Raw genomic sequence first — 13,427 nt, 5'->3', positions numbered from 1 at the left:
CACCTCTTTCAATTTCCCTTCAGCTCCGGATCGAGAACGTCACGCAGCCAATCCCCAAACAGATTGACACCTAATGCCGTGATGACAATCGCGATGCCAGGAAAGGTAATCAGCCACCAGGCGCTGAAAATATAATCCTTGCCTTCACTGAGCATGTTGCCCCAGGCTGGTTGTGGAGGTTGAACACCAAATCCTAAAAAGCTGATCGAGGCTTCCGCAATAATATAAGTGGCGATTTGCAAGGATGACAGGACAATAATCGGTGTGAACAGGTTTGGTACAATATGCCGAAGTATGATTTCCCATCGGGGCACGCCGGTTGCGATACAGGAGAGGATGAACTCCTTTTCTCGCAAAGCCAATACCTCGCTGCGAACCACCCTTGCGTAGATGATCCAGCCGGCAAATACAAGCGAGATGATAATATTTTGCAGCCCAGCCCCCATCACGGCGTTTATCACCAATACCAGCAAAACAAAAGGAAAGCTCAGCTTCACATCGACGATTCGCATGATGATGATATCTGCCCAGCCGCGAAAATACCCAGCGATGAGACCAAGCGTTGTCCCGATCAGCCCAGCAAATAGAACGGTGCAGCTTCCGATAATAAGTGAGACGCTCGTACCGTGGATCAGCCTGGAAAAAATGTCTCGTCCCAGCTGGTCGGTTCCCAGCCAATGCCCCTCAGACAAGGGGGGCAACAGCTTTTTGCCAAGCTCTGCCTGATTGGGATCGTAAGGCGCTACCCATGGACCGCATAAACCGAGGAACAGGACACCCAGTATGATGAGAAAACCGATGGTGCCTGTCGGGCTTTGGAGCAGCCGCCGCAAAAAGCTTCGCCATTTCGGCTCCCTTTTACGAAGCATGTTCACGGGATGAGGGTTCACTCCGGTTGAGGTAATGGTCGTTTGGTTCATGCGGCACCCCCTACTTGAATCGAATTTGTGGATTGACGTAGGCATAGAGCACATCGACTACGAAATTCATCACGGAATAGATGAAAGCGATCAAGAACACGCCCGCCATGACGACCGGAAAATCCCTGTTTAACAGCGATTGCATCAAGAGTCGGCCCATTCCTGGCCAGGAAAAGACTGCCTCCACAATAACCGCCCCTCCGAGCAAGACGCCCAAATCCAGTGCAACGAGCGTGATAATGGGGATCAACGTATTTTTCAACGCGTACACGGAGAGGATTTTGTAAGTGGGTACACCCGATGCTTTTGCTGTGCGAATATAATCCTTCCGCAAAACGTCCAGCATGGTCGAACGGGTAAAGCGAGCGAAGCGTGCCACACTGTACGCAGCCAGGGTCATCGCAGGGAGAATCAAATGAATCAGTGACCCTCCCCCTCCTGTTGGTAGCCATTTTAACTGAACAGCAAATAGATAGATCAGGATGAGCCCGAGCCAAAAGCTTGGCAATGCCTGGCCCAGTACCGTAAAAGCAACTCCTGTCTGATCAAGCAGCGTGTTTCGCTTGTATGCCGAAAGAATGCCGATGGGTAATGCGATCAGAAGAGAAAGTCCAAGAGATGTAAAAGCAAGCTGAAAGGTAGCCGGTATTCGATCCAGCACCATCTGCAGAGCATCCTCGCGGGTTCGCAGGGAATTGCCAAAGTCACCTTGTACGGCGTTCATGATGAATTCCGTATATTGAACGTATAACGGGCGATCAAACCCGAGCGTTTTGCGGAATTCTTCGAGCTGTTCCCGTGGAGCATCTGGCGGCAGAAAAAGTGCGGTAGGATCACCGGACAAACGGATAATGAAGAAAACCGTCGTCAGCGCCAGAAATAGCACGACTATCACTTGACCCGTTCGTTTGATGAGATAATCTAGCATAGAACCCTCCTGCCTGCGTCAATCTCACTTTCTGTGCAAAAGCATGGCTACTGATTCCACTTCATTTCGAACACCAGGAATTTTTCATCTGGTCGCGGTGTGAACAGCAGATTTTTCGAGACAGCATACAGATCGCCTTGCTGCCAGAGTGGTACCCAAGCTGCTTCATCGACCAACCGATGCTGCAAATCATCGAATGCTTGTTTGCGCTCGGCAGGATCGAAGACTGGCAGTGCTTTTTGGATCATCGCTTCTACGTCTTTGTCGTAAAAGCCGCTATACGGTGCTTTTTCTGTAAACAGATTTTCGATTGTTCCTTGCGCGTCAAAGGCAGGGCCCCAGCCGAGGATAAACATATCCTTCATTTCATGCTGACGAATCTTGGCGAGATGATTTCCCCATTCATTTGCCTGCACGTTGACCTGAATCCCGATTTTTTGCAGCTGCGAAGCGATCGCTTGCGCCACATGGGTGTCCATTGGATAGCGTCCATTCGGCGTATCAAGCTGGAGCTTCAGGCTTTTTGGATCAATACCTGCTTCTTTTAGCAAAGCAATCGCTTTATCGGGATCATAACCGTAATCTTTGGTTTCGATGTAATCTACGTTCACTTTTGACAGCGGTCCTGTCATTTTCGTTCCGTTTCCGTTGAGCACAGAATTCAACAGCTCGTCCACATCAATTGCGTAATTCAGTGCCTGGCGCACTCGCTTGTCCTTCAAAGGACCATCGTAAAACGTATTGAGAGCCAGGTAGTTAATGCGGGAAGAACCGACCATCGCGATTGTACCGTTTTCACTACTTTTCACACGCTCTACTGAATCGACAGGGACATTTTTGAACAGATGAATTTCTCCACTCAGAAAAGCTGACAGTCGCGCACTGAATTCTGGAATGATTTTAAAGGTCAGCTGCTTGATTGTAGGAGGACCTTGCCAGTAGTCCTCATTTGCCACCAGCTTGAGCGAATCGTCGCGAGTCCACTTATCAAACCTGTAAGCTCCTGTTCCTATCGGGTTCATGGCCGCTTTTTCCAAGCCCACTTCCTGTATATGCTTCGGTGCCATAATCAACAGATCATCCGTAATTCGCAGCAAAAGAGAAGGAAACGGTTGAGACGTGATGATATGAACGGAATACTCATCGATCACTTTTACCTCTTTAATATCCTTCCAGCGAGAGCGGTAAAAGGAATTGTTCTTTTCATCCAAAATATAGTCGATGTTGAACTTCACTGCCTCTGCATTGAACGGCTCTCCATTTGTGAATTTCACACCTTCGCGAAGCTTGATCTCCCATGTGAGAGGATCAAGGTTTTTCCACTCCGTTGCCAGGCTCGGAATCAAGGCTCCTTTTTCATCTCGGTCGATCAACGGATCATAAATATTGCGAATCTGGATATCTGTAACGTAATTGACATCCGTGTTTGCTAACATGGTAGCAGCATCCGCTTCGAATCCAATGATCAGTTCTTGAGAAGGGGCAGCAGGGGATTGTGTACTGGTTGCAGGCTGACCAGCTGGCTGTGCGGTAGTTGGGGCCGTGCCTGCCGTTTCAGGCGTACAAGCTGTGAGGAAAACGGCAAAAAGGAGAAGCAAGACTAGAAGCATTTGATTTTTCCGTAACAATGTAATCCCCCTCTTCTCTCATTACGTTATATATAACAAAAAATTCTGAATTAATTTTCATTTTATCAAAGAGAGTTTTTCTATCTACGTATGTTTCTATGAATTTTGAAGGGTAAACTTGTATGATTTAACGAAAAAGGAGTGGCCGGGACCCATGAAACGAGAGCTGAGTCACAGACAATTGCAAATGCTGATTCAAGTGTCAAACGCCATTAATTCCACTCTGGATCTGGATATTGTCTTCAATACGATTATGAAAGAGACGCTTTCTGTCATTGAAGCAGCTGACGAAGGTTATTTGTTTTTGTATGACCCAGAAGACGACTACCTCATCGCCAAAAGCATCTTTCTGAAAAGCAATGATATTCTCTCTGTGGTTCGACTGGGGCCAGGTGAATCGATGACGGGCATTACCTATTTGAACAAAAAATGCACATTATTTCCCGACCAGCAGAGCGTCTACGAGGCAACCCGCACCATGTCCGCGATCAATCAGGCTAAATTGCAGGCAGCCGATCCGGTCTTTCCCTACTCCGCCGCCTGCGCCCCCATCATGACGAACGGTGTATGCATTGGGGTAATTACGCTCGACTGCTTTCATCCTGACAAATCGTTTCAACCAGATGATTTGCAGCTACTCGAAGCCATCTCCCATCAAGCAGCAGTTGCCTTGGAAAAAGCCAGTCTTTACCGGGCACGGGAAATCTCGATCTCGTTACTCGAAGAAATGAACGTGCAAATGACCAGACAAAATCAGTCCCTAAATCGGTCGTTGGAAATTCATCGGCACCTGGCGGATCTCGTTCTGCATGGGGAAGGGGTAAACGCGATTTTGCCATACATCCAGCAATTAATGGGGACACCTATTCTTCTGCTCGATCAAATGTGTGAGCTGATCGCCTCATCTACCAAGCCTCTCATGGCAGCCGAGGAAGAAAAGCTCACGCAGATTCGCAATCTGATCCATTCCTTGCCGTTAGGATGCACTCCCCGGCCGCTGCCAGAAGTTAGCGGGACCGCAAATGGCTTTAGTCTGCTTCCAATTGGGGCGAGAGCCAATTTACTCGGCTATTTGGCTTTGCTTACGTCGGACCCGTTCGATGAGATCGACATGGCAGCTCTGGAGCATGCAAGCACCGTGATATCCTTTGAGCTGGTAAAAGAACAGGCGATATTTGAAACTCAGCAAAATTTGAAGGGACACTTTATCGAGGAGCTTTTTACAGGAAAAATTAGTCACCAGCTGATCGATCAAGCGAAGCATTTGCAGCTTGACGCGCACCGGTCCTATCAGGTTCTGACCATCAATCTGGAAAGCGCCCAGCATGATTCATTCGACCTGTACAAGCGTATCCTGGCTGTTCGCAGAAACCTCACGCAAGTCGCGACAGAGCTTTTTTTGCAGCGTTATCCGCATGGACTGATCGTGAATAAAAACGATCATCTAGTCATCCTGCTCTCTTATGCACAGTCATTCTCTGAGTTGGAAACACAGCGTCACCTAAAAGACCAGTGTCAGCTCTTCGGAGAGTACATTCAGAAACAAAAATGGGGCTTGAAAGCAACAATCGGAATTGGAAGCGTGAAGCGAGGATTGCACGAGGTGTATAAATCATCAGAGGAAGCGGCAAAATGTTTGCAATTTTTAAAAACCTACCATACAGAATTACGATATATCAGCTATACGGAGCTCGGGGGCAACCGGCTGCTCCTGCAAAACTCAGCAGATGACCTCATCGCCTATGTGCTCGACGTTTTAGGGCCGCTGCTCTCTTATGAGAAGGCCAGAAAAAGAGAGTTTCTGCTAACCCTCACTGCTTATCTGGACAACAGCCTGAAAATGAAGGAAACCGCCCAAAGCCTCAATATCCATCTCAACACCTTGATTTATCGGATCAAACGAACCGAGGACATATTAGGCTTTTCACTCACTGATCATAAGCATTTCATGGATGTATGCATGGCCATCCATGTCTATCAGCTATTGGAGACGCAAATCGAGCAGAGACTCGCTCTGCGAAGGGCAGAGAGCCAATCGTATTCCTAGAGAATGTCTGTAATAAGGATCAGTTAATCTACATCGCTAGCTCCTCTAAAAATATTGTCAGAAACTGTGTTTCAGTATGTAATAGAGGAAGGTTAATCGGTTCATGAATTGCCTGTACACGCGAGAGTGGTCGCTGCGTATCAGAAGCCTTAGCAATGGAAAGGAATAGGAGCATCGGGTTTTTGGTATTTTTTATAATAGAGAGGAGAACAATCTATGATCAGCAAAGTCGGTCAAATTATGTTGTATGTAAATAACCAGGATGCAGCGGTAGATTTTTGGACGGAGAAATTAGGATTTATCGTCATTTCTGAAGAAAACAACGGTCAAGGAATGAGATGGATTGAGATTGCGCCAACCAAGGACGCAGAAACAAGCCTCATCCTGCACAATAAGGAATTCGTGGCCAAAATGTCCCCTGGTTTAAATCTTGGTACCCCTTCTCTCCTGTTTTTTTCTGAGAATATCGATGAGCTGCGTACCGAGCTGTCCAATAAAAATGTGAAAGTGGGAGACATTGTAACAATGCCCTCTGGCCGCGTATTTAACTTCGCAGATAACGAAGAAAATTACTTTGCTGTGCTGGAGAAGAAGTAGCTTGCGGATCGTTTGACGAAACGATGGATCATTGTAATAATGCGGCTGACAACAATCGTCGGCCGCTTTTTTTGTGCGGAATAAAGTCATATCATCAGTAGTTCAGAACATCCGAATAATAAAGTAATTTTTTACAAAAATCGGGAAAACCTACGATTCAATGGGAGGGACATATGAGAAAAATTTCGTTAGCTTTTAAGGGAGGATTAGTAACATTCGCTTGCATCGCTGCTCTAGGTTGTTCGGCCGTGTTTGCAGAGGTCCCTAGAAACCTGAAGCGAAAAACGATCGATCAAGACGTTGCCCAGCTAGGAGCTGTTTTTGAGCTCGTGCCCCCTTATCCCAAAAATGATGAATTTTTCAATGGGATCTATTATGTGAAAAACAATCAACTATGGGCTTATACCCCTAATCAGGAATCCGAGAAACAACTGATATGTGACGAGGTCACGCAGCTATCTGATCGCTATTTTTATTGGAAGGACAGACATCGTAAGGTAACAGAAGTAGCTCCAGGCTTTCGCTTGGAAAGCTTTCTAATTGAGAAAGCCAAAAATCTCCCGTCCGCCTACAAGCAAGTGACATTTCATGGTCCTTTCGGATATGCACGAGCCGAAAATGAAGAAAAGAAAGGACTATATACGTATATTATCCAAGAACAAGTAATGGGTGAGAGTGTGGTAAATGACACAAAGACTTACCCCGATGTCTTTGTAAATCCGTGGAGAACGTTACCTGAGCTCCAAAATATTCGCGATCTTACTTCGAATAACCAGCAGCTCTTTCTCTTAAATGAAAAAGGACAGGTATTTTCGTTAGGAAATGGGCAGTTCCACAAAGTCAGCCCGTGATCTCCTCAATAAAAGGTCAGCCTTTTTACAAATAAAAATGCCGCCCAGCACTCATAGCCAGGCGGCGCTTCTCTTCTTTCCTTACTTGACCTCGTTCAGACGCTCTTCCAAACGATTCCATGTCTCGGTAATACCCTGCAGCATCCCCATGTCCATCACGGTCTTGAGAGCCTCTGCGGATACGTATTCACCGCGATTGACCAGCTTCGTCTTGCCGTCTTGCTCGATGAATTCCAGCGTAACGTCGGTAGATGGCAGCTCCGGGTTTGTATTGCCCTCTGCATCCGAGAAGTAATCGGTATAGCTGATCATTTCTGGCTCGACAATTTCCTTATAAACACCTTTGCCCCACGATTCCATGCCGTAAAAGTCGCCTTGGTTCTGATCTACGCACTTCATGCAGTAGTGCCAAACCCCACCTGGACGGAAATCAACGTTGCATACCGGAATCTCCCAGCCTCTCGGTCCCCACCAGCGCTTGAGATGCTCAGCCTCTTTGAACATCTGGAACACGAGCTCGCGCGGTGCGTCAAAAACACGTTCCAGCACCAGTACCCGATCGTTTTCTACCCTTGAAACCATTGCATTTTTAGACATTCTAACTCCTCCTCTTGAATGATCTTATGGTTTTTCCTTGTTTTGCAGCTCACGCAAGTATTCTTCCAAATTGTCGAACCTGTCCTCCATGACGCGCTGGAAGGATTTCGCCCAAGCATCCAATGCTTTGAACGGCTCTGGTCGGAGCTTGTAAATCCGCCGGTTGGCTTCGGCCGTAACTTCCAAAATCCCGCTATCGCTAAGCACCTTCAAGTGCTTTGAAGCCTGCGGCTGACGAAGTTCCAGCCGTTCAGCAATTTCCCCTACGGTCAGGGGGCCATCGCGCAAGAGTTCAACGATATTCAATCGATTCGGTTCCGCCAAAGCGTTCAGAGTCGTCATGTCCATGCCCGGATTCATCCCTGACATGTCACTCACCTCGTTCAGATATGGTCTTCCGGTATCATATCATCTCCTTCATCAGTTTGGTCATCTTCTTGTTGCTTTAAATATACACCAAAAGGAATATTCCTGTAAAGGCATATTTTAAAAAATAAAAACGGCACCGGTTTAATCCGATGCCATTTTATCCTTCATCAATTAAGCAGGAACCGTATTTGTCGGTTCTTTTCGGGAAGCGGGCTTCGCCGCAAAGTACAAATAAACAAAGGCCGCAACACATAAAAGCGTAATGACCCAGACGAGGCCTGACGGAATATCGTTCCACAGACCCGTCATGGAAAGAAAGGCAGGAATAGCTGCCGTGACCCAAGACTGAATTAAAGTAACGAAGCCCGTATATCTGCCAATGTCTCGCTTCAATCCTAAAAGAATAAAGAACAAGGTCCAAAGAAATGCCCACATCAACCAAATAATGCCGAACTTCACATCTCCAAAAGTGATGAAGTTGACGAGCGAAAACCCGATGGCAAGAATGGCGACCCACAGTGAATACCAGCCGACGCCTGTCGTATCAAGATTGCACAGATTAGTGATGCCTACGTACAAATAGGTGAAGCCAAACAAGAAGATTCCGGATGCACCTAAAATAGCAGCAGTGTCCCCATCAGCTGTCATGATCAGGTAAAGCGGAGTAATGACTTGCAGAACACCAACAAACAGATTAAAAATGCCTGCACTTTTTCCTTCCACCTTGCCAAGCAGCATGATGCTGTTGAGAAACAAAACACCTCCGACGTACAACAACCCTACATTTGACACCGGCATCCCTTCCTTTGACGCCTTAGTGCCCCACCATCCATGGGCGCTTTTGGGCGTGTTGATGGGTATGAGTGTGCTTCCCATGTGAATGACCGTGATGTGAGCAGTTCCCTCCTTCATGGGAGTGCGATTCTCTCTTTACAATTTTCGGTTCTACACCTCGTTCAATCCGTTGACGCAAAGCTTGTGGTGTAAAAATCAGACCCGGAGCAGAATACATCCGCTTCGACTGTTGCTGGCAATTCGGGCAGTCTACGCTATCTGTTATTTCGCTAATTTTCAACCACTGAATGAACGGACCACACTCTTCGCACAAAAAATCGTATCTCGGCATCGTATCTGCTCCTTTACTGAGTTACTGGTAACTGCCATTCGGACGCTATGGACAGGTTTATTTTCGTCCCACCTGACCTTTATTTCGGTAAAATGTTTCGGTCAAAGATACTGGTCGGGATCGAAAGTGTGCAGCATGCGTTCGGGATATCTACAACCCCTGCAATTCTTCCTTCGACAGGTGCAGTACCAAGCAGCATATAAGCCTGTTCTCCCGTAAAGCCCATCGCTGTTTTCAAATACTCGATGGCATTCAGGCACGCATTGCGATAAGCAACATTCGTATCCATATAGTATTGCTGTCCTGTCGTTTCGTGGACAGAGATGCCTTCAAACACGAGGTATTCAGAATAGTGCGGCTCTACTGGACCTGGCTTGAACACGGGATTGTTGATGATGTTGTATTTCGCCATTCCGCCTTTGATCACATCCACATGCAAATCCATCCAGCCTGCCATTTCGATTCCGCCGCAGAAAGTTACCTCGCCATCCCCTTGCGAGAAGTGCAGGTCACCCATCGACAGCTTTGCTCCCTCCACATGGACAGGGAAGTAAATCCGTGTTCCCTTGGAAAGGTTTTTAATATCGCAGTTTCCGCCATTTTCACGCGGTGGTACTGTACGTGCAGCCTCTTTGGCGATTCGCTCAAACTCTGCGCCTTGCAGCTTACCGAGTACCGCACTATGAGAAGTAGGCAGATTCGCAAGCGGAGGGACGCGTTCTGGATTGGTCGAAACAAGATCTCGCTCTCGCCTGTTCCATCTGTCCAGCAATTGATGGGAGGGTGCTGTTCCAATCAAGCCCGGATGGATAATACCGGCAAACTTGACGCCTGGCAAATGACGGGAGGTCGTATAAATTCCATGGAAGTCCCAGATCGACTTCGCGGCTTCCGGATAATGATCTACAAGGAAGCAACCGCCATTTTCTCTGGCAAAAATGCCGTTGAAGCCCCATTCTGAGCCCTGCAATGCGCCGATATCCAAAATATCGACCACTAAAAGATCACCAGGCTCTGCGCCGTTGACCCACACAGGACCGCTCAGAACGTGTACGCGGTTTAGATTTACATCACGGATGTCGGAGGGATCGTCGTTGTTTGAAATTTGGCCATCTGTCCAGTCTTTACATTCCATCCGGAACACAGCTCCCGGGTTGACCGATACTGTAGCTGGAATATCCGGATGCCATCGGTTATGACCCGGGGTTTCCTGCTCCTCCATCGGCTTGTTCAAGTCAACGCGAAACAACACTTCTGGCATGCTACTTCCTCCTTTGTCTTCCGTAGATTCTTGAACCTTACACGGAAAATAACCAGCAAAAAACATGCCAACTGCTTCGTTTTCCTCAGCTCTTTGGGAAGCAGCGCATGATTTCGCATAAAATGAAATTTCCTACTAATTTCGAGCGTGTGATGGCCGTATAATGGAAGTAAGAAGGTTGTTGCAAAATACATCAGTCACCCCTTTGGCTAGCTCCCCGTTTTCCCACCACATCCCTTGCCCTACACCATTTCCTGGTAGTAGTCTCGCTTTTTGTTTCAAAATCGGTCACTTGTCGCAAGATCGGACAACGATTACATGCTAAGAAGGGATGTGATACAAATTATTGAAGTCGGCGTGCTACTCTCGTTAACTGGGACTCCATCCGACATCAGGAGATCACAGCACAGCACAATCTCTCAAGCCTTGATTCATCCAGACCTCTCTCATCATTCTGCTGCCCTTCCCTTTTCCTTTGTCATTCGCGATATCCAACCTGATCCGTTTGTTTGCGCTGCCCAAGTCATTGCGTTAGCTCAGCAAGGCATCAAGCTATTTTTGGGTATCATCACTACCTCCTGCTTGCAAATCATCTTGCCGATTCTTAAGCAGTACGGCTGTCATTTATTCAATCTTTCCTTCCAAGAAAAAAAAGGCACGTCCCCTATCGTTATCCATCACACCGACTGTCGTGACACAGGAAAGCTAGCCGATGTTATGACCTACATCACTTCCCGCTTACCAGCAGAACTCGTCCCAATCGATCATTCCCTCCCAGAATCCGTGCCTGATTGGAGAGCTCTCCTATTCGCATGGGGCGAACAGAGCCAGGAATACATCATTGCCATAACTCACACACGAATCGTGCTCTATGCGAATCGACCTTCGCGCGACCAATTTTCGCTTCGGCCAGGGTCTATCCTGAAGGATGAATGGGAGGAGGAGCTCATCCGCTTTTGGACAATTGAGACGCTAGATGTAGGCGAGAGTGCAGCATACCGACTGCTACTCATTCGTCCGCGAACATCCTTTTACACCAAGTCGAGCAATCCATTCCCTGCAATCGCAACCAACAGCCCGCGGTACAAGGCTCAGCTGAATACGGCATCGATCGTCGCTTTGTCTGGGTCCAATACACTATTGCTGGGAGAAACCGGATCAGGAAAAGAAGTGCTCGCTCGCGCCATACACGAAAGCAGCTCGCGCAAGGCTGGACCGTTTATAGCAGTTAATATAGCGTGCTTGCCGCGCGATTTGATCGCCAGTGAATTATTTGGATATACAGACGGGGCATTTACAGGAGCAAAAAAGGGAGGACATATCGGGAAGTTTGAAGCCGCCAGTACGGGAACACTTTTTCTGGACGAAATCGGCGAAATGCCGATAGACCAGCAAGTGTTGCTGCTCCGTGTGCTGGAAGAGCGTAAAGTGATGAGGCTGGGATCACATGAAGAGAGACAGCTGGATGTGCGAATCATTGCGGCGACCAATCGCCCGCTTGAGGAAGAAGTAAGGGCGGGGCGGTTCCGTGCTGATCTATATTATCGACTGAACGTTTTACAAATTTGTATTCCCCCTCTGCGTGATCGAAAGGAAGACATCGCTCCACTGGCTCACGTTTTTCTAAAGCAGCTCCATGAGCAGTACGGTGCTGGACCAACTGATATTCGTCATGATGCGGTGCTTGCTCTCTCAAAACACTCGTGGCCCGGTAACGTTCGTGAGCTGCGCAATATGATGGAACGAGCCTTTTTGCTAGCTTTTCATGAACCGGTGATTGCGGCACACCATCTCCCAATCGAAAGGCACGCTCTAAAATCCGAAAAAGGTGAGACGATAGCAGCTCCCCTAGCACAGGAGCATTCACTTCTGCGAGACGTAGAAAGGCAAACGATCCAGCAAGCACTTAGTGAAGCTCACTCTCTCAGTGCAGCTGCCAAAAAGCTGGGATGCGCCAGAAGCACGCTCTATCGAAAAATGAGGGAGCTTGGGATTGGTCAATTCAGCTAAGCCCATGCTGCGGACAATGAAAAAAAGGAGTCTTCCATATGGAGGACTCCCCTTCAAGATGCTATCTGGTTGACAAGTAAAAAACAGACCTTTGCTTGGAAACAAAGGTCTGCTCTCGTGAATTATTCACTTAAATCAGCGTTGTGGTAAACCTGCTGCACATCATCCAGGTCTTCCAGCGCATCGATCAGCTTTTCTAATTGAGCTTGTACATCTTCTGGCAGCTGTACTTCATTTTGCGCCAGCATAGTTAACTCCGCTACGGAGAAATCTTTGATTCCGGCATTTTTGACAGCTTCCTGTACAGCGTGGAACTGGTCAGGCTCCGCGTAAACGATAATGGTTTCATCCTCTTCTACGATGTCACGCACGTCTACATCGGCTTCCATCAAAATTTCGAGCACTTCGTCTGCTGTTTTACCCTCGAAACCAATTACAGCTGTAGCATCGAACATGTAGGCAACCGAACCACTTACCCCCATATTTCCTCCATTTTTATTAAAGGCAGCACGTACTTCAGAAGCTGTACGATTTACATTATTGGTCAGCGCATCTACGATAATCATGGAGCCATTTGGTCCAAAGCCTTCATAGCGAAGCTCATCGTAGTTTTCCTCTCCGCCGCCTTTTGCTTTCTCAATGGCGCGATCAATAATCGCTCTTGGTACGTTGTACGTTTTCGCACGCTCCAGTACAACTTTCAAGGCACGATTGGATTCTGGATCAGGTTCACCCTGCTTGGCAGCTACGTAAATCTCTTTTCCGAATTTCGCGTAGACGCGGCTCGTGCTCGCATCCTTGGACGCTTTTTTCTCCTTGATGTTATTCCACTTACGACCCATACAGTCCCACTCTCTTTCCTTACACGATTAATAAAATCGAAACCAAGTCTCGCTTGTCCTTTTACAAGAGAAAATTATACATCAATTGAATCACAATGTTTGCGGAAAATCAGAAAAAAACTAGGGCATCTCGCAAGCTTTGTGAGCATACTCCTAGTGTGCCTTCTTTTATTATATCATTTTCAGGGGTACCTACTCTAGAGGCGCGTCAGAAAAACCCGCAAAGTGTCGATGGTGCATGTATTGCTTAC

The 13,427-nt window shown here is 47.4% G+C and carries 13 protein-coding genes; 4 read left to right on the top strand and 9 right to left on the bottom strand.

Annotated features, from left to right (window positions below; genetic code table 11):
* Positions 1 to 8: 8 nt before the first annotated feature.
* The 3 genes from SB752_RS10135 to SB752_RS10125 are packed head-to-tail and all read right to left on the bottom strand — an operon-like array spanning position 9 to position 3,476.
* Positions 9 to 920, bottom strand: coding sequence for an ABC transporter permease (locus SB752_RS10135; RefSeq protein ID WP_410715553.1), 912 nt, complete (start codon positions 918 to 920; stop codon positions 9 to 11).
* A 10-nt stretch (positions 921 to 930) separates the two neighbouring features.
* Complete coding sequence (locus SB752_RS10130; RefSeq protein WP_410715552.1) at positions 931 to 1,848, bottom strand: ABC transporter permease; 918 nt, start codon at positions 1,846 to 1,848, stop codon at positions 931 to 933.
* A 47-nt stretch (positions 1,849 to 1,895) separates the two neighbouring features.
* On the bottom strand, positions 1,896 to 3,476 hold the full coding sequence (locus SB752_RS10125; RefSeq protein WP_410715551.1) for an ABC transporter substrate-binding protein: 1,581 nt from the start codon (positions 3,474 to 3,476) through the stop codon (positions 1,896 to 1,898).
* 154 nt (positions 3,477 to 3,630) lie between these two features.
* Between SB752_RS10125 and SB752_RS10120 the strand changes: the two genes are divergently transcribed.
* The 3 genes from SB752_RS10120 to SB752_RS10110 all read left to right on the top strand — a co-directional run bounded on the left by SB752_RS10120 (position 3,631) and on the right by SB752_RS10110 (position 6,971).
* Positions 3,631 to 5,523: a helix-turn-helix domain-containing protein gene (locus SB752_RS10120; RefSeq protein ID WP_410715550.1), complete on the top strand. Its 1,893-nt coding sequence runs from the start codon at positions 3,631 to 3,633 to the stop codon at positions 5,521 to 5,523.
* Between the two features lie 216 nt (positions 5,524 to 5,739).
* Positions 5,740 to 6,120, top strand: a complete 381-nt coding sequence (locus SB752_RS10115; protein WP_410715549.1) for a VOC family protein — start codon at positions 5,740 to 5,742, stop codon at positions 6,118 to 6,120.
* Positions 6,121 to 6,293: 173 nt separating this feature from the next.
* Complete coding sequence (locus SB752_RS10110; protein WP_410715548.1) at positions 6,294 to 6,971, top strand: hypothetical protein; 678 nt, start codon at positions 6,294 to 6,296, stop codon at positions 6,969 to 6,971.
* Between the two features lie 81 nt (positions 6,972 to 7,052).
* On the opposite strand, the gene SB752_RS10105 is transcribed toward SB752_RS10110, so the two are convergent.
* The 5 genes from SB752_RS10105 to fmdA all read right to left on the bottom strand — a co-directional run bounded on the left by SB752_RS10105 (position 7,053) and on the right by fmdA (position 10,324).
* Positions 7,053 to 7,568 (bottom strand): SRPBCC family protein, encoded by a 516-nt coding sequence (locus SB752_RS10105; RefSeq protein ID WP_410715547.1) that lies wholly within the window; start codon positions 7,566 to 7,568, stop codon positions 7,053 to 7,055.
* Positions 7,569 to 7,592: 24 nt separating this feature from the next.
* Positions 7,593 to 7,937: an ArsR/SmtB family transcription factor gene (locus SB752_RS10100; protein WP_410715546.1), complete on the bottom strand. Its 345-nt coding sequence runs from the start codon at positions 7,935 to 7,937 to the stop codon at positions 7,593 to 7,595.
* A gap of 171 nt (positions 7,938 to 8,108) precedes the next feature.
* Positions 8,109 to 8,729 (bottom strand): AmiS/UreI family transporter, encoded by a 621-nt coding sequence (locus tag SB752_RS10095; protein WP_410715545.1) that lies wholly within the window; start codon positions 8,727 to 8,729, stop codon positions 8,109 to 8,111.
* Positions 8,730 to 8,751: 22 nt separating this feature from the next.
* Complete coding sequence (locus SB752_RS10090) at positions 8,752 to 9,063, bottom strand: FmdB family zinc ribbon protein (RefSeq protein WP_410715544.1); 312 nt, start codon at positions 9,061 to 9,063, stop codon at positions 8,752 to 8,754.
* A 79-nt stretch (positions 9,064 to 9,142) separates the two neighbouring features.
* Positions 9,143 to 10,324 (bottom strand): formamidase, encoded by a 1,182-nt coding sequence (fmdA, locus tag SB752_RS10085; protein WP_410715543.1) that lies wholly within the window; start codon positions 10,322 to 10,324, stop codon positions 9,143 to 9,145.
* Between the two features lie 333 nt (positions 10,325 to 10,657).
* Between fmdA and SB752_RS10080 the strand changes: the two genes are divergently transcribed.
* Positions 10,658 to 12,334, top strand: coding sequence for a sigma 54-interacting transcriptional regulator (locus SB752_RS10080; RefSeq protein WP_410715542.1), 1,677 nt, complete (start codon positions 10,658 to 10,660; stop codon positions 12,332 to 12,334).
* 122 nt (positions 12,335 to 12,456) lie between these two features.
* Here SB752_RS10080 and SB752_RS10075 read toward each other — a convergent pair whose 3' ends face one another.
* Positions 12,457 to 13,176 carry a YebC/PmpR family DNA-binding transcriptional regulator gene (locus SB752_RS10075; RefSeq protein WP_410715541.1) on the bottom strand — a complete coding sequence of 240 codons (720 nt, stop codon included), beginning with the start codon at positions 13,174 to 13,176 and terminating at the stop codon, positions 12,457 to 12,459.
* Positions 13,177 to 13,427: the final 251 nt, after the last annotated feature.

This window comes from Brevibacillus sp. SIMBA_040 (assembly GCF_046535075.1).
In the GTDB taxonomy this organism is placed as follows: domain Bacteria; phylum Bacillota; class Bacilli; order Brevibacillales; family Brevibacillaceae; genus Brevibacillus.
Note: the sequence above shows the minus strand (reverse complement) of the source record. Positions and strands in the feature narration are given on the sequence as shown.